At 67.5% G+C, this 26,205-nt stretch carries 25 protein-coding genes and 1 pseudogene; 18 read left to right on the top strand and 8 right to left on the bottom strand.

What is annotated here, in order from left to right; genetic code table 11:
- Positions 1-71 precede the first annotated feature (71 nt).
- Positions 72-1,244 carry a 4-hydroxybenzoate 3-monooxygenase gene (gene pobA / locus AC07V5_RS28205; RefSeq protein ID WP_495119344.1) on the top strand — a complete coding sequence of 391 codons (1,173 nt, stop codon included), beginning with the start codon at positions 72-74 and terminating at the stop codon, positions 1,242-1,244.
- Here the strand turns inward: pobA and AC07V5_RS28200 are convergent.
- A complete protein-coding gene (locus tag AC07V5_RS28200) occupies positions 1,223-2,131 on the bottom strand; it encodes a LysR family transcriptional regulator (protein WP_495118930.1) in 909 nt (302 codons plus the stop codon). The two genes, pobA and AC07V5_RS28200, sit on opposite strands and share 22 nt — an antisense overlap.
- A gap of 95 nt (positions 2,132-2,226) precedes the next feature.
- Here AC07V5_RS28200 and AC07V5_RS28195 point away from each other — a divergent pair, with 95 nt between their 5' ends.
- The 9 genes from AC07V5_RS28195 to AC07V5_RS28155 are packed head-to-tail and all read left to right on the top strand — an operon-like array spanning position 2,227 to position 10,241.
- On the top strand, positions 2,227-2,928 hold the full coding sequence (locus tag AC07V5_RS28195) for a substrate-binding domain-containing protein (RefSeq protein ID WP_495118929.1): 702 nt from the start codon (positions 2,227-2,229) through the stop codon (positions 2,926-2,928).
- Positions 2,929-2,952: 24 nt separating this feature from the next.
- Positions 2,953-4,332, top strand: a complete 1,380-nt coding sequence (locus AC07V5_RS28190) for an MFS transporter (protein ID WP_495118928.1) — start codon at positions 2,953-2,955, stop codon at positions 4,330-4,332.
- 18 nt (positions 4,333-4,350) lie between these two features.
- On the top strand, positions 4,351-5,379 hold the full coding sequence (locus AC07V5_RS28185; protein WP_495118927.1) for an amidohydrolase family protein: 1,029 nt from the start codon (positions 4,351-4,353) through the stop codon (positions 5,377-5,379).
- 2 nt (positions 5,380-5,381) lie between these two features.
- Entirely contained in the window at positions 5,382-6,065 is a 684-nt protein-coding gene (gene ligK / locus AC07V5_RS28180) for a 4-carboxy-4-hydroxy-2-oxoadipate aldolase/oxaloacetate decarboxylase (RefSeq protein WP_495118926.1), read from the top strand.
- Position 6,066: 1 nt separating this feature from the next.
- Positions 6,067-6,981: an amidohydrolase family protein gene (locus AC07V5_RS28175; RefSeq protein WP_495118925.1), complete on the top strand. Its 915-nt coding sequence runs from the start codon at positions 6,067-6,069 to the stop codon at positions 6,979-6,981.
- Complete coding sequence (gene ligA, locus AC07V5_RS28170; protein ID WP_495118924.1) at positions 6,981-7,430, top strand: protocatechuate 4,5-dioxygenase subunit alpha; 450 nt, start codon at positions 6,981-6,983, stop codon at positions 7,428-7,430. Before AC07V5_RS28175 ends, ligA begins: the two co-directional genes overlap by 1 nt.
- A gap of 2 nt (positions 7,431-7,432) precedes the next feature.
- The gene (locus tag AC07V5_RS28165; protein ID WP_495118923.1) at positions 7,433-8,299 is read left to right on the top strand and encodes a class III extradiol dioxygenase subunit beta; all 867 of its coding nucleotides are present in this window, start codon (positions 7,433-7,435) and stop codon (positions 8,297-8,299) included.
- Positions 8,299-9,258 (top strand): Gfo/Idh/MocA family oxidoreductase, encoded by a 960-nt coding sequence (locus AC07V5_RS28160; protein WP_495118922.1) that lies wholly within the window; start codon positions 8,299-8,301, stop codon positions 9,256-9,258. Before AC07V5_RS28165 ends, AC07V5_RS28160 begins: the two co-directional genes overlap by 1 nt.
- The gene (locus AC07V5_RS28155) at positions 9,255-10,241 is read left to right on the top strand and encodes an aldo/keto reductase (RefSeq protein WP_495118921.1); all 987 of its coding nucleotides are present in this window, start codon (positions 9,255-9,257) and stop codon (positions 10,239-10,241) included. Before AC07V5_RS28160 ends, AC07V5_RS28155 begins: the two co-directional genes overlap by 4 nt.
- Here AC07V5_RS28155 and AC07V5_RS28150 read toward each other — a convergent pair.
- Genes AC07V5_RS28150 through AC07V5_RS28135 form a run of 4 tightly spaced genes read right to left on the bottom strand, consistent with a single transcriptional unit; the run spans position 10,238 to position 14,188 of the window.
- Positions 10,238-10,720 carry a MarR family winged helix-turn-helix transcriptional regulator gene (locus AC07V5_RS28150; protein WP_495118920.1) on the bottom strand — a complete coding sequence of 161 codons (483 nt, stop codon included), beginning with the start codon at positions 10,718-10,720 and terminating at the stop codon, positions 10,238-10,240. The genes AC07V5_RS28155 and AC07V5_RS28150 overlap by 4 nt on opposite strands.
- 23 nt (positions 10,721-10,743) lie before the next feature.
- Positions 10,744-11,508, bottom strand: a complete 765-nt coding sequence (locus tag AC07V5_RS28145) for an SDR family NAD(P)-dependent oxidoreductase (protein WP_495118919.1) — start codon at positions 11,506-11,508, stop codon at positions 10,744-10,746.
- Positions 11,505-13,364, bottom strand: a complete 1,860-nt coding sequence (locus AC07V5_RS28140; protein ID WP_495118918.1) for a feruloyl-CoA synthase — start codon at positions 13,362-13,364, stop codon at positions 11,505-11,507. The genes AC07V5_RS28145 and AC07V5_RS28140 overlap by 4 nt, the downstream gene beginning before the upstream one ends.
- Positions 13,361-14,188 (bottom strand): crotonase/enoyl-CoA hydratase family protein, encoded by an 828-nt coding sequence (locus tag AC07V5_RS28135; protein ID WP_495118917.1) that lies wholly within the window; start codon positions 14,186-14,188, stop codon positions 13,361-13,363. Before AC07V5_RS28135 ends, AC07V5_RS28140 begins: the two co-directional genes overlap by 4 nt.
- A gap of 166 nt (positions 14,189-14,354) precedes the next feature.
- On the opposite strand from AC07V5_RS28135, the pseudogene AC07V5_RS28130 reads away from it, so the two are divergent.
- From AC07V5_RS28130 to AC07V5_RS28120, 3 genes and pseudogenes are all read left to right on the top strand, one after another.
- Positions 14,355-15,083, top strand: a pseudogene (locus AC07V5_RS28130) (thiolase family protein); the annotation flags it as partial.
- A 120-nt stretch (positions 15,084-15,203) separates the two neighbouring features.
- A complete protein-coding gene (locus AC07V5_RS28125) occupies positions 15,204-15,560 on the top strand; it encodes a hypothetical protein (protein ID WP_495119343.1) in 357 nt (118 codons plus the stop codon).
- Positions 15,561-15,572: 12 nt separating this feature from the next.
- Complete coding sequence (locus tag AC07V5_RS28120) at positions 15,573-17,129, top strand: acyl CoA:acetate/3-ketoacid CoA transferase (RefSeq protein WP_495118916.1); 1,557 nt, start codon at positions 15,573-15,575, stop codon at positions 17,127-17,129.
- 4 nt (positions 17,130-17,133) lie between these two features.
- On the opposite strand, the gene AC07V5_RS28115 is transcribed toward AC07V5_RS28120, so the two are convergent.
- Positions 17,134-18,654, bottom strand: coding sequence for a methyl-accepting chemotaxis protein (locus AC07V5_RS28115; RefSeq protein WP_495118915.1), 1,521 nt, complete (start codon positions 18,652-18,654; stop codon positions 17,134-17,136).
- Positions 18,655-19,019: 365 nt separating this feature from the next.
- On the opposite strand from AC07V5_RS28115, the gene AC07V5_RS28110 reads away from it, so the two are divergent.
- From AC07V5_RS28110 to AC07V5_RS28095, 4 genes are all read left to right on the top strand, one after another.
- A complete protein-coding gene (locus tag AC07V5_RS28110; RefSeq protein WP_495118914.1) occupies positions 19,020-20,111 on the top strand; it encodes a hypothetical protein in 1,092 nt (363 codons plus the stop codon).
- A gap of 11 nt (positions 20,112-20,122) precedes the next feature.
- Positions 20,123-20,530, top strand: a complete 408-nt coding sequence (locus AC07V5_RS28105) for a hypothetical protein (protein ID WP_495118913.1) — start codon at positions 20,123-20,125, stop codon at positions 20,528-20,530.
- A gap of 50 nt (positions 20,531-20,580) precedes the next feature.
- Complete coding sequence (locus tag AC07V5_RS28100; RefSeq protein WP_495118912.1) at positions 20,581-20,904, top strand: hypothetical protein; 324 nt, start codon at positions 20,581-20,583, stop codon at positions 20,902-20,904.
- A 652-nt stretch (positions 20,905-21,556) separates the two neighbouring features.
- Positions 21,557-22,228, top strand: a complete 672-nt coding sequence (locus AC07V5_RS28095) for a hypothetical protein (RefSeq protein WP_495118911.1) — start codon at positions 21,557-21,559, stop codon at positions 22,226-22,228.
- A gap of 70 nt (positions 22,229-22,298) precedes the next feature.
- Here AC07V5_RS28095 and AC07V5_RS28090 read toward each other — a convergent pair whose 3' ends face one another.
- Together AC07V5_RS28090 and aptA are read right to left on the bottom strand one after the other, a co-directional pair.
- Positions 22,299-23,795: a CoA-acylating methylmalonate-semialdehyde dehydrogenase gene (locus AC07V5_RS28090; protein WP_495119341.1), complete on the bottom strand. Its 1,497-nt coding sequence runs from the start codon at positions 23,793-23,795 to the stop codon at positions 22,299-22,301.
- A gap of 16 nt (positions 23,796-23,811) precedes the next feature.
- The gene (gene aptA / locus AC07V5_RS28085; RefSeq protein ID WP_495118910.1) at positions 23,812-25,158 is read right to left on the bottom strand and encodes an omega-aminotransferase AptA; all 1,347 of its coding nucleotides are present in this window, start codon (positions 25,156-25,158) and stop codon (positions 23,812-23,814) included.
- Positions 25,159-25,247: 89 nt separating this feature from the next.
- On the opposite strand from aptA, the gene AC07V5_RS28080 reads away from it, so the two are divergent.
- Entirely contained in the window at positions 25,248-26,174 is a 927-nt protein-coding gene (locus tag AC07V5_RS28080; protein WP_495118909.1) for a LysR family transcriptional regulator, read from the top strand.
- The last annotated feature ends 31 nt before the right edge of the window (positions 26,175-26,205 follow it).

The raw sequence follows: 26,205 nt of genomic DNA, 5'->3' as shown, positions 1-26,205 counted from the left end.
CCATTGCCCGCTCAAGCTCGCAGGCCTACGCTCCGTGGCATCAAAGAACAGTGGAGCGAGACATGAAGACATTGCGCACCCAGGTGCTCATCGTCGGCGCGGGGCCCTCGGGCTTGCTGCTGGGCCAACTGCTGCACAAGGCCGGCGTGGCCAACACCATCGTCGAACGCCAGACCGGCGACTACGTGCTCGGCCGCATCCGCGCCGGCGTGCTGGAGCAGACGACGGTGGACCTGCTGGACCAGGCCGGTGTCGGCTCGCGCATGCATGCCGAGGGCCTGGTGCACCACGGCTTCGAGTTGATGTTCGACGGCCAGCGCCATCACATCGACCTGAGCCGGCTGACCGGCGGCAAATCGGTCATGGTCTATGGCCAGACGGAGGTGACGCGCGACCTGATGGAAGCGCGCGCCGCGGTGGGCGAGCAGACGCTGTATTCAGCCTCCGACGTGGAGCTGTTCGGCTTTGACGGCGACCAACCCGGTGCGCGCTGCACGGTGGACGGCGAGCGCATCGAGATCCTGTGCGACTACATCGCTGGCTGCGACGGCTACCACGGCGTCAGCCGCGCCAGCGTGCCGCCCGAGGCCATCAAGACCCACGAAAAGGTCTACCCCTTCGGCTGGCTGGGCCTGCTCAGCGACACGCCGCCCGTGTCACACGAGCTGATCTATGGCCGCCACGAGCGCGGCTTCACGCTGTGCAGCATGCGCTCCAGCACGCGCAGCCGCTACTACCTGCAGGTACCGCTGACCGAGCAGGCCAGCGACTGGAGCGACGAGCGCTTCTGGAACGAGCTGCGCTCGCGCCTGGATCCGGCGGCGGCTGCATCTCTCGTCACCGGCCCGTCGCTGGAAAAGAGCATCGCGCCGCTGCGCAGCTTTGTCGCCGAGCCCATGCGCTTCGGCCGCCTCTTCCTGGCGGGAGACGCTGCCCACATCGTGCCGCCCACGGGTGCCAAGGGGCTGAACCTCGCCGCGTCCGACGTGCACTACCTGTCGCAGGCCTTCATCGAGCATTACCGCGAGAAGAGTGAAGCCGGCATCGAGCACTACTCCGCCCGCTGCCTGTCGCGCATCTGGAAGGCCGAGCGCTTCTCCTGGTGGTTCACCAGCCTGATGCACAACCTGCCGCACGAGCCCGAGATCGACGCCAAGCTGCATCGCGCCGAACTGGAATACGTCGTCAGCTCCGAGGCCGCTATGACCTCGATGGCGGAGAACTACGTCGGCTTGCCCTGGTGAGGGCGCGGTTCACGGACCAGCTTCATCAACAAGGCCGCAGTGCGCTGAGTCAGCGGCGTTGAGCGCTTCAGCGCCGGCGTGACCAGGCAGAGCGTCGTCTTCACGTCGCCGGCCTCGAAGGGCGTGACGGCCAGGCGCTCGGGGTGCTCGAAGGCCCGCAGTGCGTCCGCGCCCAGCGTGGCATGGCCCAGGCCGGCGGCGACGAGGTCGAGGATGGCCGGCACGCTGGACACCTCCCACTCCACGCGCAGTTGCACGCCGGCCATGGCCGCGGCCTCCTCCATGCGCTTGCGAAACACATGGCCGCGCTGCGGCATCACCAGCGGCAGGCGCGACAGCTCGCTCCAGCTCAACGGCCCGCTCGGCGCTGCGTCGGCCGGGCTCAGCAGCAGCAAGGGCTCCTCGCGCAGCGGCAGGATCTCCAGCGACGGCAGCGGCTCGGGGTTGTAGACCAGGGCCAGGTCGGCGCGGCCCGACACCAACCACTCGGTGAGATGGGTCGAGAAACCTTCCATGACAACGAGGCGGGCGCGCGGGCAACTGGCTTTGAAGCCCTCGATCAGCGGCAGCGTCAGCATGCGCGCCTGCGTCGGCGGCATGGCCACGACGATCTGGCCGACAGGCTCATTGCGGTGGGCGCTGAGGTCGTCGCGCGCCTGGGACACCAGGTGCAGGATGCCCTGGCCATGCTCCAGCAGCCGCCGCCCGGCTTCAGTCAGTTCCACGCCGCGGCCGTTGCGCAGGAAGAGGGTCTCGTGCAGCTCGGTCTCCAGCGCCCGCACCTGGCGGCTCAGCGCCGGCTGGGCCACGTTCAACACCAGGGCCGCCTTGCTGAAGCTGCCGTGCTCGGCCACCTGGATGAAGTACTCGATCTGGTTCAACGTCATGCCCGCATCTTGGCAGAGCCCATGCCGGATCGCTATAGCTGCTAGCAGCAGCCAGACCTAGCGTGACAGGGCTGCACTGCGAAGAATCACCCTCCATGAGCACTGCCCTCACCCTGATCTCGTCCATGGCCACGCGCCATCTGCTGACGGCCCTGGCGCAAGCCCATGCCCAGACCGGCGCGCCCGCCGTGCATATGGAGTCGGTGGGCGGCGTGGACGCCGCGCGCCGCGTGCAGGACGGAGAGGCCTTCGACGTCGTCGTACTGGCCAGCGACGCCATCACCAAGCTCGACGCCGCCGGCCGGCTGAAGCCCGGCAGCGTGCGCGCCATCGCCGACTCCAGCGTCGCACTTGCCGTTCGCGCCGGCGCCGCACCCCCCGACATCGGCAGCGAAGCCACCCTGCGCGCCGCCGTGCTGCAGGCCCGCAGCATTGGCTACTCGACCGGACCCAGTGGCACCGGCTTGATGAAGCTCTTCGAGCGCTGGGGCCTGATGGACGCGCTGAAGGACCGCCTCGTACAGGCCCGCCCCGGCGTGCCGGTGGGCAGCCTGGTGGCCACCGGCGAGGTCGAACTGGGCTTCCAGCAATACAGCGAGTTGATGGACCTGCCTGGCATCACGCTGCTCGGCGGCATGCCGGCAGCGGTGGACATGGTCACCCGCTTCAGCGGCGCCGTCATGGCCAACGCGGCCCAGCCCGAGGCGGCCCAGGCGCTGCTGGATTTCATGGCCGGCCCCGCCACCGAATCGCTCAAACAGCAACACGGCATGCGCGCAGCCCCTGACGCGCGCTGACCTCAACGACAACAGGAGACAAGCTTGCAGACCTCGAACATCCCCGCTCCCGGCACGCGTGCCGTGGACGTGCAGCGCCTCATCGACGACCACCCCCTGTCCGGCTGGCAGTGGGTGGTCTTCGCGCTGTGCTTCTTCGTCGTGCTGCTGGACGGCTTCGACACCGCGGCCATCGGCTATATCGCGCCATCGCTGATCAAGGACTGGGGCGTCACCAAGCCCATGCTGGCCCCGGTGCTCAGCGCCGCTCTGTTCGGCTTGGCCGCCGGCGCGCTGCTATCGGGCCCCATCGCCGACCGGCTGGGCCGCAAGCGTGTGCTGACGGTGACGGTGCTGCTCTTCGGCGTGGCCACGCTGGCCTCGGCGTTCGCCACCAACCTGACGGAGCTCAGCGTGCTGCGCTTCATTACCGGCCTGGGCCTGGGCTCGGCCATGCCCAGCGCCGTCACGCTGATGAGCGAGTACTGCCCCACCGCGCGTCGCTCCACGCTGACCAATTTGATGTTCTGCGGCTTTCCGCTGGGCGCGGCCTTCGGCGGCTTCCTGGCCGCCTGGATGATCCCGCAATGGGGCTGGCAGAGCGTGCTGGTGCTGGGCGGCATCGCGCCGCTGCTGCTGACGGTCGGCCTGTTGCTGCTGCTGCCCGAGTCGGTGCGCTTCATGGTCACGCGCCGCCACCCGGTCGAGCGCATCCGCGCCGCGCTGGCCCGCATCGCCGGCCCGCAGGTGCACCAGATCGAACGCTTCACCCTCAGCGAGACCCGCGTCGTCACCAACGAACGCGGCGGCCTGGCCCAGGTGCTGGCACGCTCCTACCGCCTGGGCACGCTGATGCTGTGGGTGGCCTACTTCATGGGCCTGGTGATCTTCTACGCGCTGATCAACTGGATGCCGCTGCTGTTCAAGGAGGCCGGCATCGAGCCGCGCACCGCCACGCTGATCTCCGCCCTCTTCCCCCTCGGCGGCGTCGGCGCCGTGTTCTTCGGCTGGCTGATGGACCGCGTCGAGCCCAACCGCATCGTGGCCCTGGGCTTTGCGCTGACTTCGGTGGCCATCTGGTCCATCGGCCAGATGACGGGCAACGTCGGCGCACTGGTCGTCTGCGTCTTCCTGGCCGGCGTGCTGATGAACACCGCGCAGTCGTCGCTGCCGGCCCTGGCCGCGGCCTTCTACCCCACCAATGCCCGCGCCACCGGCGTGTCCTGGATGCTGGGCATCGGCCGCTTCGGCGGCATCCTGGGCTCGCTGCTGGTGGCGCAACTGAGCGCCATGCATGCCAGCATTGGCACCGTCTTCCTGGTGCTGGCCGTGCCCGGCGCCCTGGCCGCCGCGGCGCTGTGGATCAAGCGCGATGCCGATGGTTTCGCCGATGACCGCAACGCCCGCACAGCACTGGCGCACTGACAACAAGGAGAAGCTCTGATGATCATCGACGTTCACGGCCACTACACGACCGCGCCGGCGGCACTCGGCGCCTGGCGCGACCTGCAGATCGCCGGCCTCAAGGACCCGTCCAAGGCGCCCAGCGCCAGCAGCCTGAAGATCAGCGACGACGAGCTGCGCGAGTCCATCGAGACCAACCAGCTCAAGCTGATGAAGCAGCGCGGCTCGGACCTGACCATCTTCAGCCCGCGCGCCAGCTTCATGGCCCACCACATCGGCGACTTCCAGACGTCGAGCACCTGGGCCGCCATCTGCAACGAGCTCTGCTACCGCGTGGCCCAGCTCTTCCCCGACCACTTCGTGCCGGCTGCCATGCTGCCGCAGTCGCCTGGCGTGGACCCGGCAAGCTGCATTCCCGAACTGGTCAAGTGCGTGGAGCAGTACGGCAACGTCGGCATCAACCTGAACCCCGACCCCTCCGGCGGCCACTGGACCAGCCCACCGCTGACCGACCGCCACTGGTACCCCGTCTACGAGAAGATGGTCGAGCTGGACATCCCGGCCATGATCCATGTCTCCACCAGCTGCAATGCCTGCTTCCACACCACCGGCGCGCACTACCTGAATGCCGACACGACGGCCTTCATGCAGTGCCTGACGGGCGACCTGTTCAAGGACTTCCCGACGCTGAAGTTCCTCATCCCCCACGGCGGTGGCGCGGTGCCCTACCACTGGGGGCGCTTCCGCGGCCTGGCCCAGGAGCTGAAGAAGCCGCTGCTGGACGAGCACCTGCTGAACAACATCTTCTTCGACACCTGCGTCTACCACCAGCCCGGCATCGACCTGTTGACCGACGTGATCCCGGTCAAGAACATCCTGTTCGCCAGCGAGATGATCGGAGCGGTGCGCGGCATCGACCCCGAGACCGGCCATTACTACGACGACACCAAGCGCTATGTGGGGGCAACGGCCAACCTCAACGACGAGGAGCGCCACGCCATCTACGAGGGCAATGCCCGCCGCGTCTTCCCGCGCCTGGATGCGCAACTGAAAGCGAAAGGCCTCTGACCATGTACGAACTTGGCGTTGTCTACCGCAACATCCAGCGCGCCGACCGCACCGCCGCCAACGGCCTGGCCGCGCTCGGCTCGGCCACCGTGCACGAGGCCATGGGTCGCGTCGGCCTGCTCAAGCCCTATATGCGGCCCATCTACCCAGGCGCTCAGGTGTCCGGTACGACCGTCACCGTGCTGCTGCACCCGGGTGACAACTGGATGATGCATGTCGCGGCCGAGCAGATTCAGCCTGGCGACATCGTCGTGGCGGCCATCACCGCCGAATGCACGGACGGCTATTTCGGCGACCTGCTCGCCACCTCCTTCCAGGCCCGCGGCGCGCGCGCCCTCGTCATCGATGCCGGTGTGCGCGACGTGAAGACGCTGCAGCAGATGGGCTTCCCGGTGTGGAGCAAGTGCATCAGCAGCAAGGGCTGCATCAAGGCCACCATCGGCTCGGTCAATATCCCCGTCGTCTGCGCCGGCATGCTCGTCACGCCGGGTGACGTCATCGTGGCGGATGACGATGGCGTCGTCTGCGTGCCGGCGGCGCGTGCCGTCGAGACGCTGGAAGCGGCCTTGAAGCGCGAAAGCTTCGAAGGCGAGAAGCGCGCCAAGCTGGCTTCGGGCGTGCTCGGGCTGGACATGTACAAGATGCGCGAGCCGCTCGAGAAGGCCGGCCTGCGCTATATCGACTGATATGGAATTCACCAAGACCCCCGGCTGGCTGGACTGGTACGCCAACCCCAGCAAGCCGCATTTCCAACTGCCCGCTGGCGCCGTCGACGCGCATTGCCATGTGTTCGGCCCCGGCGAGAAGTTCCCCTTCGCGCCGGAACGCAAGTACACGCCCTGCGACGCCAGCAAGGAACAGCTGTTCGCGCTGCGCGACCACCTCGGCTTTGCGCGCAACGTCGTCGTGCAGGCGACCTGCCATGGCGCCGACAACAGCGCACTGATCGATGCTTTGCAAAGCTCCAACGGCAAAGCCCGCGGTGTCGTCACCGTCAAACGCGGCATCAGCGACGACGAGCTGCAGCGCATGCACGCGGCCGGCGTGCGCGGCGTGCGCTTCAACTTCGTCAAGCGGCTGGTGGACTTCACGCCCAAGGACGAGCTGCAGGAGATCGCTGCACGCATCGCCAAGCTGGGCTGGCATGTCGTCATCTATTTCGAGGCCGCCGACCTGCCCGAGCTGTGGGACTTCTTCACCGCCCTGCCCACCACCGTCGTCGTCGACCACATGGGTCGGCCCGACGTGAGCAAGCCGGTGGACGGCCCTGAGTTCGAGCTCTTCCTGAAGTTCATGCGCGAGCACGCCAATGTGTGGAGCAAGCTCAGTTGCCCCGAGCGCCTGTCCGTTACCGGGCCACGCGCGCTGGATGGCGAGCAATCCGCCTACCGTGACGTCGTGCCCTTCGCCCGCCGCGTCATGGACGAGTTCCCCGACCGCGTACTCTGGGGCACCGACTGGCCCCACCCCAATCTGAAGGACCACATGCCCGACGACGGTCTGCTGGTGGACTTCATTCCGCAAATCGCGCCGACGCCCGAGCTGCAACGCCAGCTGCTGGTGACCAACCCGATGCGCCTTTACTGGCCGGAGGAAAGCTGATGCCTCTCGACAAGTCCTACACCGACATCCCCGGCACCACCATCTTCGACGCCGAGCAGTCCCGCAAGGGCTACTGGCTCAACCAGTTCTGCATGTCGCTGATGAAGGCGGACAACCGCGCCCGCTTCAAGGCCGATGAGCGAGCCTATCTGGACGAGTGGCCGATGACGGACGCGCAGAAGGCCGCCGTGGTGGCTCGCGACCTCAACGAGTGCATTCGGCTCGGCGGCAACATCTACTTCCTGGCCAAGATCGGCGCGACCGATGGCAAGAGCTTCCAGCAGATGGCGGGCAGCATGACGGGCATGACGGAAGAGGAATACCGCAACATGATGGTGTCAGGTGGTCGTTCGGTAGAGGGCAACCGCCGCATCGGTGAGGACGGCGATGCGCAGGCGCACCGGCAGCCCCAGGGTCAGGCCGGCAAGACCCCCAAGGGAGGCCAGTAACCGTGGCCCGCATCACCGCTTCCGTCTACACCTCGCACGTGCCCGCCATCGGCGCGGCGCTGGACCTGGGCAAAACCACCGAACCCTACTGGCAGCCCGTCTTCGCCGGCTACGACTTCTCCAAACGCTGGCTTGCGGAGCAGCGCCCGGACGTCGTCTTCCTCGTCTACAACGATCACGCCACGGCCTTCAGCCTGGACATGATCCCCACCTTCGCCATCGGCACGGCCGCGCGCTTCGAGCCGGCCGACGAAGGCTGGGGCCCGCGCCCGGTGCCACCGGTCATCGGCCACCCGGAGCTGGCCTCGCACATCGCGCACAGCGTCATCCAGGATGACTTCGACCTCACCATCGTCAACCGCATGGACGTCGACCACGGCCTCACCGTGCCGCTGTCACTGATGTGTGGCCAGCCCGATCCCGTCAAGGGCGCCTGGCCCTGCACCGTCATCCCCTTCGCGGTCAACGTCGTGCAATACCCGGTGCCATCGGGCCGCCGCTGCTTCATGCTGGGCCAGGCCATCCGCCGCGCGGTGGAGTCCTACGGGCCGGACCTGAATGTGCAGATCTGGGGCACCGGCGGCATGAGCCACCAGCTGCAAGGCCCACGCGCCGGCCTCATCAACCGCGAGTGGGACAACCGCTTCCTGGACCGCCTCATCAGCGAGCCCGACGCCCTGTCGCGCGTGCCGCATGACGAGTACGTGCGCGAAGCCGGCTCGGAAGGCATCGAGCTCGTCATGTGGCTGATCGCCCGTGGCGCAATGGCCGATGTCAACGGCGGCGCAGCTCCGAAAGTCGCGCATCGCTTCTATCACGTGCCTGCTTCCAACACGGCCGTGGGACACCTCATCCTGGAGAACACGTAATGAGCAGCAAGATCAAGGTCGCGCTGGCCGGCGCCGGCGCCTTCGGCATCAAGCACCTCGATGGCATCAAGAACATCGATGGTGTCGAGGTCGTCTCGTTGATCAGCCGCGACCTGGACAAGACCCGTGAGGTGGCGAACAAGTACGGCATTGGCCACGTCACCACCGAGTTGGCCGACGCGCTGGCCCTGCCCGAGGTCGACGCCGTCATCCTGTGCACGCCGACGCAGATGCACGCCAGCCAGACCCTGGCCTGCCTCAAGGCCGGCAAGCATGTGCAGGTGGAGATTCCGCTGTGCGACGTGCTGGCCGATGGCGAGGAGGTCATCAGCGTGGCGAAGCAGTCGGGCCTGGTCGCCATGTCCGGCCACACGCGGCGCTTCAACCCCAGCCACCAGTGGGTGCACAAGAAGATCGCCGCCGGCGAGTTCAACATCCAGCAGATGGATGTGCAGACCTATTTCTTCCGCCGCACCAACATGAATGCCCTCGGCCAGCCGCGCAGCTGGACCGACCACCTGCTGTGGCACCACGCCGCGCACACGGTCGACCTGTTCGCCTACCAGGCGCAGAGCCCGGTCGTGCAGGCCCATGCGCTGCAAGGCCCCATCCACCCGACGCTGGGCATCGCGATGGACATGAGCATCCAGCTCAAGGCCGCCAACGGCGCCATCTGCACGCTGAGCCTGTCCTTCAACAACGACGGGCCGCTGGGCACCTTCTTCCGCTACATCGGTGACACGGGCACCTATCTCGCCCGCTACGACGACCTGTTCGACGGCAAGGAGAACAAGATCGACGTGTCGGCAGTGGACGTGTCCATGAACGGCATCGAGCTGCAGGACCGCGAGTTCTTCGCCGCCATCCGCGAGGGCCGCGAGCCCAACAGCAGCGTGGCCCAGGTGCTGCCTTGCTACCGCGTGCTGCACCAGCTCGAACAACAGCTGAACGCGGCATGAAGACACGCCGCATCGGCCCCTTTGAAGTCTCGGCCATCGGCCTGGGCTGCATGAACTTGAGCCATGCCTATGGCGTGCCGCCTTCGCGCCAGGTGGCAGCGGCCGTGCTGAACGGCGCGCTGGACGGCGGCATCACGCTGTTCGACACGGCGGCGCTGTATGGCTTTGGCGCCAACGAGGAGCTGCTGGGCGATGTGATGTCGCATCACCGCGAGCGCTTCGTGCTGACGAGCAAATGCGGCATGCACGGCGTCAACGGCCAGCGCGTCATCGACGGTCGGCCGGACACCATCCGCGAAAGCGTCGAGGCCAGCCTGAAGCGGCTGCGCACTGACGTCATCGACCTGCTCTATCTGCACCGGCTGGATGCCAAGGTGCCGGTGGAGGACAGCGTGGGCGCGATGGCCGAGTTGGTCAAAGCCGGCAAGGTGCGGGCGCTGGGCCTGTCCGAGGTCTCGGCCGCCACCTTGCGCCGCGCCCATGCCGTGCACCCGATCGCGGCCTTGCAGACCGAGTATTCGCTGTGGACGCGCAACCCCGAGATCGCCGTGCTGGACACCTGCCGCGAGCTGGGCATCGCCTTCGTCGCCTTCAGCCCGCTGGCGCGCGGTTTTCTCGGCGGCGAGCTGCGCGATGTGAGCAAGCTGGAACCCAAGGACATCCGCCGCGGCATGCCGCGCTTCTCGCCGGAGAACTACGCGGCCAACCTGAAGCTGCTGGATGGCTTCCAGGACGAAGCCGCGCGGCTGAACTGCGCACCGGCGACGCTGGCCCTGGCCTGGCTGCTGCACCAGGGCGAGCACATCGTGCCCATCCCCGGCACCTCCAAGCCCGATCACCTGTGGGAGCTGATGGCGGCGCCCAAGCTGGAGCTGGACGCGGCGACGCTGAAGCGGCTCGATGTGTTGATCAACCGCCAGACGATAAGTGGCGCGCGCTACAACGCCACCACGCAAACCGAGATCGACACCGAGGAGTTCTAAGCCTCTTCGTCCTCGCGCACATAGCCGCCATGCGCGGCCACTTTGTCGAGCAGTTCGATCAGCATCGCCCGCTCGGCGGCAGACAGAACGCTCTGCAGCTCGACTTCCATGTCCGGCGCGCGCCCGGCCACCTCAGCGGCCAGCGCGGCGCCGGCTTCGGTCAGCCGCACCTGCTGCGAACGCCGGTCCACTTCGCTGCGCTCGCGGCCAATCCAGCCACGCTCCTGCATGCGGTCCAGCAGCAGCGTCAGGTGGGGGCGCGACAGGGCCAGCGCGTCGCTGAGCTGGCTGGGTGCCAGCTCCGTGTTGGCCTGCAGCAGCATCAGCAGCGAGAACTCCACCGGCCGCAGCGCGAACGGCTTGCCGACATGGCGGATGAACAGGGCCTGCGTGGTGATGCGGGCCTTGGCGATGCGGTAGCCGATCACCGAGTCCAGCACGCCGGCTTGCAGTTCGGTCTTCTTGGTCTTGGTTGCCATCCCGCCATGATGCCGCAAGCGTTTTATCGGGGCGCCATGCGCAGCGCGCCGTCCAGGCGGATCACCTCGCCGTTCAGATGCCCGTTGGTGACGAAGTGCGCCGCCAGTGCCGCGAACTCCTCGGGCTTACCCAGGCGCTTGGGGAAAGGGATGGAGGCGGCCAGGTTGGCCTGCACCTCCTCGGGCAGCTCCTTCAGCAGCGGCGTGGCGAACAGGCCCGGCGCGATGGTGCAGACGCGGATGCCGTGCTGGGCCAGGTCGCGCGCCAGCGGCAGCGTCATGCCGACGACGCCGGCCTTGGACGCGGAATAGGCTTCCTGCCCCACCTGGCCGTCGAAGGCGGCGACCGAGGCGGTGCACAGGATGGCGCCGCGTTCGCCGTCTTCCAGGCCTTCCAGCCTGGCGATGCGCGCAGCAGCCAGGCGGATGACGTTGTAGGTGCCGACGAGGTTGATGCGCACGACGCGCTCGAAGTCCTCCAGCGGCGCGGGCGAGCCGTCGCGGGCGATGACGCGCTTGGCGGTGCCGATGCCGGCGATGTTCATGACGATTCGCGCCGGGCCGTGGGCAGCCTCGGCCGCGTCGAGCGCCGCGGTCACCGATGCGGTGTCGGTGATGTCGCAAGTGCAAGCGATGCCGCCGATCTCCGCCGCGACGCGCTGGGCACCGGCGGCGTTGATGTCGAACACGGCGACCTTGGCGCCTTGCTTCGCAAGCTCACGCGCCACGGCCTCGCCGAGGCCGGAGCCGCCGCCGGTGACGATGGCGGCCTGGTCTTGAATCTTCATGGGGTCTCCTTGGAGGGTTTGTTCGGACGGATGAGCCACGGGTCATCGCCCGCGTAAAGGGCCTCGACCAGGGCCGCGCGATGGCTCAGCACCGCGCGCTGGTTGATCGAGTTCTTGTCGGTGATCTCGCCGTGCTCGACTGACGGCGGGTCGACCAGCACATGCAGGCGCTCGATGCGGTTGGCGCTGCCGGTGCCTTGGGCGTAGAGGGTGTCGGTCAGCTGCTGGAAGACCGCCTGCACCTTGGGGTGGTGCAGCACGTCGGCGGCTGAGGCTTCGGCGCCCAGGCCGCTGAGTTTGCGGCAGTCCGCCAGGCGCGGAAAGATCAACGCGCCGAGCTGGTCGCGGTTCAGGCCCGTCAGCACCGCATCCTGCACATAGGGGTGGCCTTGCAGCGTGATGCGCGCGCGCAGCGGGCCGACGCTGACGAAGGTGCCGGTGGAGAGCTTGAAGTCCTCGGCGATGCGGCCGTCGAACATCAGGCCCAGCGCGAGATCATCAGGGTCGACGAGGCGCACCGCATCGCCGGTGCGGTAGAAGCCGTCGTCGTCGAAGGCAGCGGCCGTCAGCGCCGGCTCGCGCCAATAGCGCGGCATCACATTGGGGCCGCGAAAGCGCACCTCCAGCTTGCCCTGCAGCGGCACCAGCTTGGTCTCGACACCCGGGCAAGGCAGGCCGATGTGGCCCGAGCGCGCATGCGTGCCGACGAGGAAGACGCAGGACGGCGCCGTCTCGGTCATGCCCAGGCTGGTCAGCACGCGCACGCGCTCGCCACAGGCGGCGATGGCGTGCTGGTCGAGCTTGTCCCACACCGCCTGCGACAGGCCGGCCGCCGCGAACATGATGGCCTTGACCTTGCGGAAAAAGGCATCGCGCAGGGCCGTGTCGTGGTCCATCGCGTTGACCAGTTCCTCCAGGCCCTTGGGCACGTTGAAGTAGACGGTGGGCGAGACCTCCTTGAGGTTGCGCACCGTCTGCGCAAAGGCGCTGGGGGTGGGCTTGCCATCGTCGATGTAGAGGCTGCCACCGTTGTAGAGGGCGATGCCGAGGTTGTGGCTGCCGCCGAAGGTGTGGCTCCAGGGCAGCCAGTCCAGCAGCACCGGCGGCTCGTCGGCCAGGAAGGCCATGCACTGGCGCAGCATCTGCTGGTTGGCGCAGAGCATGCGCTGCGTCGTGACGACGCCCTTGGGCGCGCTGGCGCTGCCGCTGGTGAAGAGGATCTTGACGACGGTGTCGGGGCCGACAGCAGCGTGGGCGGCCTCCAACGCGGGGCCGGGCTCGGTGGCGAGCATGGCCGCGAACGGTGTGCTGGAGCGGTCCTGCAGTTCGCCGCGACCGAGCACCACGGGCACATCGGCCGGCACCACCGCCGCGATCGCGCGGCCAAAGCCTTCATGCGCCGCGTAGATGAGGCCCGGCGTCAGCACGCCGAGGATGTGGCGCAGCCGTGCGAAGTCGCTGGACACCAGCGCATAGGCCACCGACACGCTGACATAGGGCACGCCGGCCCACATCGCGGCCATCATCAGCGTGGCGTGCTCCAGGCTGTTGTCGGACAGGATGGCCAGCGGGCGCTCGGCCGTGACGCCGGCGTCCAGCAGCGCCTGGCCCACGGCGCGGGCGCGGGCCAGCATGGCGGTGTAGCTGAGGTGCTGCCATTCGCCAGTCGCATCGCGTTGGGCGATGAAGGTGCGGTCAGGCACGGCCGCGGCCCATTGCTCCAGCACATCGGTCAGGCGCGGCGGGTAGTCCTCCAGCGGCTCGGTCGACGTCAGCACCTGGCTGCCGTCGGCCTGCATCGTCAGGCTCGCCTCGACGCAGCCCGCCACGCGCGCAAAGCGGAACGGCGCGCTCATGACTTCACCACCTTGGAGGCCTTGCCGTCGAGGAAGGCCTGCAGCCGGGCCTGGGCCTCGGGCGTGCTGGCTGCCACGGCGGACATCAGCGATTCGGTGAACAGGCCCTCTGCCGGGCTTTGCTCGGCGATGCGCGGCAAGGCATGCATGACCGCATAGGCCGTCATCGGCGCGGCGCGGGCAGCCTTCTGGGCCAGCTCCATGCCCTTGGCCACCGCCTCGCCTTCGCCGACGCGGTACTGAACCAGGCCGATGCGTTCGGCCTCCTCAGCGGCGTAGACGCGGCCGGTCAGCATCATGTCGGTCATGCGAGCGACGCCGATCAGGCGCGGGACACGCACCGAGCCGCCGCCACCGACAAAGAGGCCGCGCTGCCCCTCGGGCAGGCCGAAGTAGGCGCTGTCGTCGGCCACGCGGATGTGGCAGGCCGAGGCCAGCTCCAGCCCGCCGCCGACCACCGCGCCATGCAGGGCCGCGACGACCGGCACGCGGCCGTACTGCAGCGCATCGAAGGCGACATGCCAGCTGCGCGAGTGCAGCACCGCGCCGCCGATGTCGCGCTGCACCAAGGCCGACAAGTCCAGGCCGGCGCAGAAGTGGGCGCCCTCGCCGCTGATCAGCACGGCACCGACGTCGGCCGGCAGGTGCAGCAGCGCGGTGTGGATCTGCAGGATCAGCTCGTCCGAGATCGCGTTGCGCTTGGCGGCGCGGTTCAGGCGCAGATGCAGCACGGCGCCGGCGCGGTTGATCTTCAACAGGTCCAGCGTCGCCAGCAGGCCTTCGACCGGAAGTTCCGCCGGCAGGGTGGGATCAGCAAGGTTCATTTGATTCAGTCGTTGAACTACTCAATGGATTGAATGATAGTTCAATGTTTGAATCATTTCAAGCTAAATTTTCGACACATCGCAGGAGACATTGCGCATACAACCAACCACTTGATTACATCTTTTAATCGTTATACGATGAAATCAAGTTGTTTGGAGACATCCCATGAGCGCCTACATCCCCTACGGGGCCTACTGGTCCACGCCCTTTGCCAAGTGGCAGGGCTCGCTGGCCAACCTGAACGCGCTGCAGCTGGCGGCCCTGTGCGGCAAGAACGCGCTGGCGGCGCGCAGCTTCCCGACCGAGGCGATCGACCTCGGCATCCTGGGCGTGACCAACCCCCAGGTCGGCGGCTTCTACGGCCTGCCCTATGTCACCGGCCTGATGGGCATGGACCGCGTCGCCGGCCCGACCATTCAGCAGGCCTGCGCCACCAGCGTGCGCGCGCTGCAGATGGCCGCCGGCGAGCTGCGCGAAGGCACCGCCCAATGCGCGTTGCTGGTGATGGCCGACCGCCAGTCCAACGGCCCGGTCGTGCAATACCCGGACCCGAGCGGCAGCGGCGGCTACGGCATCACCGAGCGCTGGGTGCTGGACAACATGGCCCGCGATCCCTACGCGAAGAACTCCATGCTGCAGACCGGCGAGAACGTCGCCGCGCGCTACGGCTTCACGACCGCCCAGCAGCACGCCGTCAAGCTGCGCCGGCATGAGCAGTACCAACAGGCCCTGGCCGACGACCGCGCCTTCCAGAAGCGCTACATGGTCGACGTGCCGCTGTCCGACAGCCGCTTCAAGAAGAGCACCGGCGTGCTTTCGACTGACGAGGGCATCTTCCCGACGACGGCCGAGGGCCTGGCCAAACTCAAGCCCGTGCTCGAAGGCGGCACTGTCACCTTCGGCGGCCAGACCCACCCGGCCGACGGCAATGCCGGCGCCATCGTCACCACGCGCGAGTTCGCCCGCGAGGTATCGGCGGAGCCCGGCATCGAGATCGAGCTGCTGAGCTTCGGCATGCACCGCGAGCAGGCCGGCTACATGCCCGCCGCGCCCGGCCCCGCCGCGCTGGCCGCACTGAAGCGCGCCGGCGTCGCCGCGAGCGAGCTGGATGCCGTCAAGACGCACAACCCCTTCGCCGTCAACGACCTCGCACTGGCCGCCGACATCGGCTTCGCGTGGGAGCGCATGAACAACTACGGCAGCTCCCTCGTCTGGGGCCACCCGCAGGCGCCAACAGGCCTGCGCGGCGTCATCGAGCTGATCGAGGAACTAGTGCTGCGCGGTGGCGGTGTGGGCCTCTTCACCGGCTGCGCGGCCGGCGACACGGGCCTCGCCACCGTGCTGCGCGTCACCGATTCCCGCAACCGCTAACCGGTCAAACCCATGCAAGTCATCCACCCCGCCGACGTCGGCGCACTCATCCCCGACGGCGCCACTCTCTTCCTCGGCGGCCTGGCCGTCACCAGCCTGCCGGAGGAACTGCTCGCGGCCCTCGAACAGCACTTCTTGTCCACCGGCCACCCGCAGCAGGTCAGCACCTGGGCCTGCGGCGCCATCGGCAACTCCGGCGCGGCGGGCATGAAGCACTTCGCCCACGCCGGCATGATCAAGCGCGTCGTCGCCGGCCACTTCGGCCAGACCGGCCCCGAGATGATGAAGATGGTCTTCAACGGCGACGTCGAGGCCTACAACTTCCCGCAGGGCTCGCTGTCGCACCTGACGCGCCAGATCGCCTGCCGCTCGCCCGGCGTGCTCACCAAGGTGGGCCTGGGCACCTTCGTCGACCCGCGCCTGGAGGGCGGCAAGATGAACAGCCGCTCGACCGAAGACTTGGTGCGCCTCGTCGAGTTCGAAGGCGAGGAGTGGCTGTACTACAAGGCGCCCAAGATCGACGTCGCGCTGATCCGCGGCACGCTGGCCGACGAGCACGGCAACATCACGCTGGACAAGGAAGGCGTCATCCTCGAGCAGCTCTCCATCGCCCAGGCCGCGCGCGCCAGCGGCGGCATCGTCATCTGCCAGGTGGAGCGCATCGTCAAGGCCGGCACGCTGCACCCCAAGGCCGTCAAGATCCCCGGCGTCGTCATCGACTACGTCGTCGTCGCCGAGCCGCGCAACCACATGCAGACCATCGCCACGCAGTTCGACCCCGCGCTGTGCGGCGACATCCGCGTGCCCACCGGCAGCCTGGCCGTCATGCCGCTGGACGAGCGCAAGGTCATCGCCCGCCGTGCGGCCATGGAGCTGAAGCTTGGCGCCATCACCAACCTGGGCATCGGCATCCCGGCGGGCATCCCGTCGGTCGCCGCCGAGGAGGGCATGGCCGACGCGCTGACGCTGAGCATCGAGAGCGGCGTGACCGGCGGCATCCCGGCGCAGCTGGGCGACTTCGGCCTAGCCTACAACGCCGAGGCCATCATCGAGCAGAGCTTCCAGTTCGACTTCTACGACGGCGGCGGCCTGGACGCGAGCTTCCTGGGCCTGGCCCAGGTGGACGCGGCGGGCAACGTCAACGTCAGCAAGTTCAACGGCCGGCCGGTGGGCTGCGGCGGCTTCGTCAACATCACGCGCTCGACGAAGCGGCTGGTGTTCTGCGGCAGCTTCACGGCCGGCGGCCTGGCGCTGCAGATCGGCGACGGCCAGCTGCACATCGAGACCGAGGGCCGCTCGCGCAAGTTCATCAACCAAGTCGAGCAGATCACCTTCAACGGCCGCGATGCGGCGCAGCGTGGCCAGCAGGTCGTGTTCGTCACCGAGCGCGCCGTCTTCCATCTGCGCGAGGACGGCCTGGAGCTGACCGAGATCGCGCCGGGCATCGACCTGGAGCGCGACGTGCTCGCGCACATGGACTTCAAGCCCATCGTGCGTGACGTCAAGCGCATGGACACCGGCCTCTTCCGCGAGACCTGGGGCGGGTTGAAGGCCGCGCTGGGCGGCTGAGGCTTCAGGCGGGTTCCGCTTCACTCACGCGGAACACGTTCACCGCTTCGGCCAGCCGCTGCGCCTGCTCCTGCAGGCTTTCCGACGCGGCGGCGGACTGCTCCACCAGCGCGGCGTTCTGCTGCGTCATTCGGTCCAGCTCGTTGACGGAGTTGTCGACCTGCGAGATGCCCGAGGCCTGCTCCTGGGCGGCGTTGCTGATCTCGCCAATCATCTCGGTCACGCGGCGCACGCCGTCGACGATTTCCTGCATGGCGCCGCCGGCATCCTTCACCAGCCGGCTGCCGCTGCTGACCTTCTCGGCCGAAGCGCCGATCAGCGTCTTGATCTCCTTGGCAGCCTGCGCGCTGCGCTGAGCCAGCGTGCGCACCTCGCCCGCCACGACGGCAAAGCCCCGCCCCTGTTCACCGGCCCGTGCAGCCTCGACAGCGGCATTCAGCGCCAGGATGTTGGTCTGGAAGGCGATGCCGTCGATGACGCTGATGATGTCGTTGATCTTGCGCGAGGCGTCGTTGATCTGGTCCATGCTCGTCACGACCTGGGCCACGATCTCGCCGCCGCGCTGCGCCGCCTGCGAGGCGGTGCTGACCAGGTCATCAGCCGTGCGCGCCACCTCGGCGCTCTGGTGCACGCTGCCGGTCAGCTGCGAGATGGACGAGGCCGTCTGCTGCAGGTTGGCCGAGGTCTGCTCGGTGCGGGTGTTCAGGTCCATGCTGCCCGCCGCGATCTCGCGTGAGGCCACCGCGATGGAATCGGTGGCGTGCCGGATGGTGCTGACCGTCTGGCCCAGGCGGCTGACCATGGCGATCACGGCCGCATGCAGGGATCCCGGCACCGAGGCATCGCCGCCTTCGCTGCTGAGGTCGCCGTCGGCCACGCGCTGCACGAAGCGCTGCAGCCGCGCCGGCTCGTCGCCCAGCTCGCGCCAGACCGACGCGAGGATGAGGCGCGAGGCCATGCCCAGCACCAGCAGCACGACGATGCCGGTGCCCAGCCCCACCCAGCCATTGGCCTTCACGCCGGCCAGCGCCGCCGCCTGCGCCTGGCTCACGGCCTCGGCGGCCACCTGCTTGTCGGCCTGCAGGCGCTGGTTGAAATCGGCCAGACCGGTCTGCATGCGCTTGACCGAGTCACCGGCGTCCTTCTGGGCCAGCATCGCCCGCGTCGCCTCCAGCGCGGCGCCCTGGTAGGTGTCGAAGGCGCCGCCCAGGCTGCGCGCGGCGTCGGCCTTGCCATCGAGCCCGGCGGCCTCGGCCACCGACTTGCGCACGCCGGCCACCACATCCTCAACCTCCTTGAGCTTGCTGTCGTCGCCCTCGGCAGCGGCCGACTGCAGCGTCAGGCGGAACTCCTCGGCGCCGCGGTCGATGCGGGCAACGCTTTCCATGTAGGGGTAGTCCACGTCGCGCAGGTGCTCCATCTGCGCCGAGGTGCGAGAGCCGACCACGTAGCTGACGCTCGAGCCGACGATGAAGACCAGCGCTGCGCTGATCGGCAGCATCCAGATCTTGGTTCTGAAGTTCATGGGGCGCTCCTGGCTGGCCGTGGAAATGCGAATGAAGGCCATCTTATTGAGACGCTTTGTTCGCATCCAGGCAGCTTCTCACGCTTTCACCGGAAGTGCGAACAATGCTCGCATTTGCCCTGATGTGGTGCAAATATGGCCAAAGCAATCCTTTTCAGCGGGCCTAAGGCCGGTTTGATGCTTGATCTGGCCATCCGGTGACGGATCGCACGAAAGCCATGGCATCCGACATCGTCGCCTCTATTTACGAACTTTTGTTCGTCTTAAGATGAATTCAACGCATCCCCAGCCGGGCTGCGCAGCGATGCAGAGCCAGGCCGCCGCCTGTGCCCGGCGGTCCTCCACACAACCCGTTGAACCCCACGATGAAACCCATTCTTCGCCTCGCGGTGGCCTCCGCCCTGGCCACCGCTGCCCTCGGCGCCAGCGCCACCGAATACACCTTCGGCGGCTACGGCACGCTGTCGGCCGTGCGCTCCAGCAGCGACACCACCGCCTTCCGCGCCAACTGGCGCCAGGACAAGGGCAGCCATGGCAATGTCGACTTCGGCGTGGACTCGCGCCTGGGCGTGCAGGCCACCGCCAAGTTCAACGACACCTTCTCGGCCACCGGCCAGCTGCTGGCCCTGCGCCGCGACGGCAAGGACAAGGTCGACGTCGAATGGCTGTACGCGCAGGCCCAGATCACCGACGAGCTGAGCGCCCGCGTCGGCCGCGTCGCGCTGCCGGCCTTCATGCTGTCGGACAGCCGCAACGTCGGCTACAGCCAGCACTGGGTGCGCACACCGGCCCAGGCCTATCTCGGCTTCCCGGTCACGTCCATCGACGGCGCGCAGGCCACCTATCGCGTGCGCCTGGGCGACGTCAACCTGACGGTGCAACCCACCTTCGGCCAGGCCAAGGCCAAGCTCTATTTCGACCTGGGCCCGCAACTCGGGATGGCCACCAACGACAGCGCCTGGAAGCGCCTGGGCAGCGTCAACGTGACGGCCGAGAAGGGCGACTGGCAGCTCCGCCTGGGCCACACGGTCACGCAGGACGCGAGCAACGTCTACGTCTCCCACCCCTTCATCCCGACCGACCATTTCCGCGACGCCTTCACTGGCGTGGGCGCGCAGTACGACAACGGCAGCCTGCTCGTGATGGCCGAATACATCATGCGCAAGACCTCGGGCAAGGTCTTCGACACCCGCAGCTATTACGTGACGGCCGGCTACCGTGTCGGCGAGTGGATGCCCTACGCCATCCACTCCTACCTGAAGTACACGGGCGTGGCCCTCGCCGGCCTCGGCCCGGCAACCACCGACGCCGTCGGCCTGCGCTGGGACTTCAAGACCGGCATGGCGCTGAAGGCCCAGTACGAACGCGCCAGCCAGACCGGCCAGCAGTTCCTCGTCATCGACCCCTCGGGCAAGAAGGTCGGCATCACGACCGTCGCCCTCGACTTCGTCTTCTGAAAGGACGCGCCATGCACAAGCATCTGATGGCGGGCGCCGCCCTGCTCGCGGCCTTCACGGCTGCCTCCTCTGCAATCGCCGCCGACATCGTCGTCGTAGGCCACCCCTCGGCTGCGCCCATGTCCAAGGACCAGGTCTCCGACGTCTTCCTCGGCAAGAACACCGCCCTGAACCCGGTCGACCAGCCGGAGGCAGCGGCCATCAAAGCCGAGTTCTACAAGAAGGCCACCGGCCGCGACCTCTCCCAGATCAAGGCCACGTGGGCCCGCCTCGTGTTCTCGGGCAAGGCCCAGGCGCCCAAGGAGGCGGCAGACGTCGCCGCGATCAAGAAGGCCGTGGCAGCGGATCCGAAGAGCGTGGCTTACATCGACAAGGCGGCGGTGGATGGCAGTGTGAAGGTGCTGGCTACGGTCGAGTAGGCGCTGTTGCTGGGCGACCAGCGACGGCGCCGCGTTTAGCGCGCGGTGTGATGCAGCAGAACCTGCAGAACTCCACGGCCTACGCGCAGGCCGCCCAGGAATACCGCGCCTGGTCGCAGAAGAACTGGCAGGCCGTGACCGACGCGCGCGGGGCCTCCACCGACCGCAACAACCGCCAATTCCGCGAGACGCTGGGCAATGTGCAGACCTACGCCAACCCTCATGACCCGCGCACGCCCGTCGAGCTGCCCAACACGTATCAACATTTCTGGGTGAACGAACAGGGCAGGATCATCGGCACCAACGATGCCGGCATCGACCCGAATGCCGGCTCGACGCGGGACTGGCGAAGGATGCCAAAGCAGGTGCCGTAGCGAGAGCGCCGCCGGATATTCCCAAGCGGCCCAATTCCGGCATCGTCAACAGCGGATCTGCTCGTAGAAAAGCGTCAAACAAACAGCGATCTGCCGCACGATGCACACCGCATGCGACGCAGCGACCAAGGGCGAATCGACCCGAACGGTCGCCCACCGCAGTAAGGGCACTTCGCGTCGGAGCCTCGCGTTCCCAGCCAAAACCAGATAGCGCCCCAAACCAAGAGGGCAAAGACCCCACCCGGTTCAAATGTGAACAAATCTCGTGGCAAGAGATTGAACAGCGCACGCAGCGGAATGGTGACTAGGCAGCCAGGAAACCACCAAAGGAAGACGAGGAGCTTGTCGCGGCGCAACATTGCTCGAAATTCTGAGACATCCATGGGTGTTAACCACTCCGGCCTTCGCTGAGGCTCATTAGGTTTAGTTCCGAAGTCGGAACGCGACCTGCATGGTGTCCATGGTAGTAGCCCTTGACGCAAACACCTCGCATAGGTCTTTGCCACGACACCGGAAGCAAAGTTGCTTCGCAACCGGATAGCTGACGGTCGCAGGCGTCAGCTATCGGCCGAAATCGGCGCCCAGAATCGGGGCCTCCAACGTCCGAGTGGCCCGATATCCTCCGCATCCGAAACTGGAGCACACACTAGTCATGGGAACGTCGGGCGCCGCGCTATTCAGAGACGATGTCGCATGCGACATCAGACGGGATTTTCTCGACCTCTTGCAGCGCGGCCTCACAGCCGAAAGGGCAGCCGAGATTCTGATGAAGGACTGGGCCGACTCCATCGCCGATGCCGACGATGGACCGACGTTCTGGCTGGCTCTTGCCGCCACCCAATGGACATACGGCTGTCTCAATGAAGACGTCAGGCGCACAGCAATCGAGGTCATCGACAACGGAAACGACCTCGCGCGATGGTCGGGTGCAGCGTTGGTTAGACGTCGAAACATGCTCGAAGCGCTCAAACTTCAGTTGCTCTCACCTCAGCCAAAGGCTAGGCGCCCTCGCAGGCAGAAGCACGCGGAGCCGCCACCTAGCCACGAAGCCGCTGCACCGGATGGGCGCGGAAAAGCTGTCGCGTTTCGTCTGCCGGACGCGGAAATCACGCAGGTCTACGTGGAGCGTCTCGTCGGCACATCGCGCGGAGGAGGAAGCATCTTCGTAGCGGAGTGCGCTTACGGCGAGGTTGAACTGCAATGGCTGGCGGAGGGCGGATTGCAGGTCACCTACCCGGCGAGCGCCAAGGTGACGCAGAAGTCCGCGTCGCACTTCTACTGCGGCGAGATTACGCCGATCGTGTACCGGACGAAGGACGTATAGGACGGACTACTTGGCGAGGCTCTTGATCTGCCTTGTCGCATGCCGGGCCCACGTCGGCGCCCAGGTCACCTCACTTACTCGACGGAAACGCAAACACCGCGCCCTCGCGCACACCAGCCGACGGCCAGCGCTGCGTGATCTGCTTGCGGCGCGTGTAGAAGCGCACCGCGTCCGGGCCGTAGGCATTCAGGTCGCCGAACAGCGAGCGCTTCCAGCCGCCGAAGGAGTGGTACGCCACCGGCACTGGCAGCGGCACGTTGACGCCCACCATGCCGACGAGGATGTGGTCGGTGAAGTGGCGCGCGGTCTCGCCGTCGCGCGTGAAGATGCAGGTGCCGTTGCCGTATTCGTGCGCGTCGATCATGGCCATCGCGGCCTGCAGGCTGTCGACGCGGACGATGCCGAGCACCGGGCCGAAGATCTCCTCCTCGTAGATGCGCATGCCGGGCGTCACGCGGTCGAACAGGCAGGGGCCAAGGAAGTAGCCGGCCTCGTGGCCCGCCACCGTCAGGCCGCGGCCGTCGACGACGAGCTCGGCGCCCTCTTCCACGCCCTGGTCCACATAGCCGCGCACCTTCTCCAGGTGTGCCTTGGTCACCAGCGGCCCCATGTCGCAGCCGGCCTCGCGGCCCGAGCCGATCTTCATGCGGGCCATCTCGGCGATGAGCTTCTCGCGCACGGCATCGGCCGTCGCGTCGCCCACCGCCACCACCAGCGGGATGGCCATGCAGCGCTCGCCGCAGGAGCCAAAGGCCGCACCCATCAGCGCCGTCACCGCGTTGTCGATGTCGGCATCCGGCATGACGACGGCGTGGTTCTTGGCGCCGCCCAGGGCCTGCACGCGCTTGCCGTGCTTGGTGCCGGTCGAGTAGATGTATTCGGCAATCGGCGTCGAGCCAACGAAGCTGATGGCCTGCACACGCGGGTCGGTCAGCAGCGTGTCGACGGCCTCCTTGTCGCCATTGACGACGTTCAGCACGCCCGGCGGCAGGCCGGCGTCCTGGGCCAGTTGGGCGATGAAGAGGGTGCTGCTCGGGTCGCGCTCCGACGGCTTCAGGATGAAGGTGTTGCCGCAGGCCACGGCCATGGGCCACATCCACAGCGGCACCATGGCCGGGAAGTTGAACGGCGTGATGCCGGCGCACACGCCCAGCGACTGGAACTCCGACCAGGCGTCGATGCCCGGGCCGACGTTGCGGCTGTGCTCGCCCTTCAGCAGCTCGGGCGCGTAGGTCGCGTACTCGACGTTCTCGATGCCGCGCTGCAGCTCGCCCAGGCTGTCGGCCAGCACCTTGCCGTGCTCATCGGTGATGAGGCGGCAGATGGTGTCGGCATGGGCTTCGAGCAACTCCTTGAAGCGGGTCAGCACGCGGGCGCGCTTGAGCGGCGGCGTGTTGCGCCAGGCGGGGAAGGCGGCTTGCGCGGCTGCGATGGCCGATTCGACGGTGGCGCGGTCGGCCAGGCGGACCTGCTCGCCGACCTTGCCGGTGGCGGGGTTGAAGACGTCGGCCGAGCGGCTGCCGCCGTCGACCTGCTGGCCGTTGATGAGATGGGTGATCACGGGAATGCTTTGAATTGAGAAGTTAGGCGGTGGCGTTGAAACAGTCGCCCAGCGCCGAGACCAGCGTGTCGATCTCTGCTTCGGTGCTGATGAAGGGCGGTGCGAGCTGGATGGTGTCGCCGCCGTAGCGCACGTAGAAGCCCTTGCGGTACATGGCCATCGCGATGTCGAAGGGGCGCTTGGCCGGCTCGCCGGGCAGCGGCGTGACGGTGATGCCGGCGGCCAGGCCGAAGTTGCGGATGTCGGCGACGTGCTTGGCCGTCTTCAGGCCATGCACCGCGGCCTCGAACTTGGGCGCCAGCGCCTTCACGCGCTCCAGCGAATGCTCGCGCTCCAGCAGGTCCAGCGACGCGAGGCCCGCCGCACAGGCGACCGGGTGGGCCGAGTAGGTGTAGCCGTGCGGGAACTCCAACATGTAGTCGGGCCCGCCCTGGCTCATGAAGGTGTCGTGGATCTCCTGCTTGGCCACCACCACGCCGAGCGGCTGCACGCCGTTGGTGATCTGCTTGGCGGCGGTCAGGATGTCGGGCGTGACGCCGAAGGCCTCGGCGCCCGTCCATGCGCCCGCGCGGCCGAAGCCGGTGATGACCTCGTCGAAGATCAGCAGGATGTTGTGCGCCGTGCAGATCTCGCGCAGCCGCTGCAGATAACCCACCGGCGGGATGACGACGCCGGCCGAGCCGGAGAAGGGCTCGACGATGACGGCGGCGATGTTGCTGGCATCGTGCAGCGCGATCAGCTGCAGCAGGTCGTCCGCCAGGGCCGCGCCCATCGGGCCTTCCTGCGGCGGCATGCCCTTGAAGAAGCTTCCGTTGGCCGGCTGGGTGTGCGGCAGGTGATCGGCCTCGATGCCTTGGCCGAAGGTCTTGCGGTTGCCCACCATGCCGCCGACCGAGATGCCGCCGAAGTTGACGCCGTGATAGCCCTTGGCGCGTCCGATCAGCCGCGTCTTGCCTGCCAGGCCCTTGGCACGCCAGTAGGCCCGCGCCATCTTCAGCGCCGTGTCGGCCGACTCCGAGCCCGACCCGGTGAAGAACACGCGATTCAGTCCCGCAGGCATCTTCTCGACGATCTTGTTGGCCAGCTCGAAGGACAGCGGGTGGCCGAACTGGAAGGCGGGTGAGTAGTCGAGCTCGCGCGCCTGGCGGCTGATGGCGTCGACGATCTCGGTGCGGGCATGACCCAGGCCCGTGCACCACAGGCCCGACAGGCCGTCAAAGATCTGCCGGCCGTCGTCGGTGCGGTAGTAGGCGCCGGCGGCGCCGGTCAGCAGGCGGGGGTTGGCCTTGAACTCCCGGTTGCCGGTGAAGGGCATCCAGTGGGCGTCCATCCAGCCAGCGGGGCGGTCTTTGTCTGCGGTGAGCGTCATGGCGTCTCGTGCGAGTGATTTGCCCCCGAATCGTGCCGGCGCCGATGCTTGTAGACAATGACAACATCGCCATGTCTACTTGCCGACCCATGAAACCAAAGACCGCGAACATTCCTGGCCAGATTGCCGACGTGGACCTGCGCCTGTTGCGCGTCTTCAAGGCCGTCGTGGAATGCGGCGGCATGGCGGCGGCGGAACTGGAGCTCAACGTCGGCATGCCGACCATCAGCCGGCAGATCAAGGACCTGGAGGAGCGCCTGGGCCTGGTGCTGTGCCGCCGCGGCCGCGCCGGTTTTGCGCTGACGGCCGAGGGCGCCGAGCTGTACGCGGCGGCGCTGCAGCTGCTGTCCGCCACCACCGACTTCCGCGCCCGGCTGGAGGAGATCCACCACCAGATCGGCGGCGACCTGCACCTGGCGCTGTTCGAGAAGACCGTCAGCAACCCGGCCTGCCACATCGACCGCGCGCTGGCGCAGTTCAACCAGACGGCGCCCGGCGTGAAGCTGCACATTCACGTCGGCACCATCACCGACATCGAGCAGGGCGTGCTGTCAGGCCAGTTCCAGGTCGGCGTCATCCCCGAGCACCGCCGCTCGGAGAGCCTGGCCTACCGGCCGCTGTTCAACGAGAACATGCACCTTTATGCCGGCAGCGGCCACCCGTGGTTTGCGGCCGACCACCGCTGGAGCTGGGCCGACCTGAGAGGCCAGCAACTCGCCGGCCTGGGCTATCACTCGCCCAACCTCGTGCTGACGCACCGCCGCAAGCTGGAGCGGGCCGCCACGGCGTCTGACCAGGAGGGCGTGGCCACGCTGATCCTGACGGGCTGTTTCGTCGGCTTCCTGCCGGATCACTACGCCCAGCCCTTTGTCGACGCCGGCCGGATGCGCGCCGTGTCCGTCGATGAGCTGAGTTATGACTGTAGCTTCGCCTGCATCTACCGCCACGACCCCAGGCCCACCCGGGCCGCCTCGACGCTGGTGCAGGCGCTAGAAGAGGCACACGCGCCAGGCTAGCCAACTACCATCCTGCCCGCCCTCCCCCTTC

Source organism: Roseateles sp. GW821-FHT02E12 (genome assembly GCF_059421665.1).
The sequence above is the reverse complement of the archived record's forward strand: the minus strand, read 5'-3'. Positions and strand labels throughout refer to the sequence as shown.